The 605-nt window shown below is 48.3% G+C and carries 1 pseudogene; it reads right to left on the bottom strand.

The window, feature by feature from the left end:
• Window positions 1–12: 12 nt before the first annotated feature.
• A pseudogene (locus AB2J24_RS19870) lies at window positions 13–605 on the bottom strand (IS5 family transposase); the annotation flags it as partial.

Genomic DNA, 605 nt, shown 5'->3' with positions numbered 1-605 from the left:
TAGGCTCAGGACTCATAACCAGAATAAGACGGTTGCGGCGAGTGCGATTGCGGAGACGAATACGTTTGGGCATCTGTCATAGCGTGTAGCGACGCGTCTCCAATCTTTGAGCTTTCCAAACATTCTCTCAATACGGTTGCGCCTGCGGTAACGGCGTTTATCGTATTTCACGACCTTTTTGCGCGACTTGCGGCCAGGAATACAGGGCTTTATACGCCTGTCCAATAAGGCTTTTCGGAACCAGTCCGCGTCATAACCTCGATCCGCAAGAAGCCAGTCAGCCTTGGGTAATTTGTCGATCAAAGCGGCTGCACCTTTGTAATCACTGACTTGTCCTGCTGTGATAATAAACTGGATCGGGCGGCCTATTGTGTCGGTAACCGCGTGTAACTTGGTGTTCATTCCGCCTTTGGTTTGGCCAATTAAACGCCCTTCGTTGCTTTTTTTAAATGTAAACTCGAAGCCGTACGATGCGCTTTCAAATAAGTCGCATCTATTGAAATAGTTATGGTATCGGGTACTTCGGCAGCAAGGCCATTCATGATTTGAGTGAATATGCCTAAATCGCTCCAACGCTTCCAACGGTTGTACAAAGTCTTGGCAGG

The organism is Lentilitoribacter sp. EG35 (assembly GCF_040784015.1).
Classification (GTDB): Bacteria; Pseudomonadota; Alphaproteobacteria; order Rhizobiales; family Rhizobiaceae; genus Lentilitoribacter.
The sequence above is the reverse complement of the archived record's forward strand: the minus strand, read 5'-3'. Positions and strand labels throughout refer to the sequence as shown.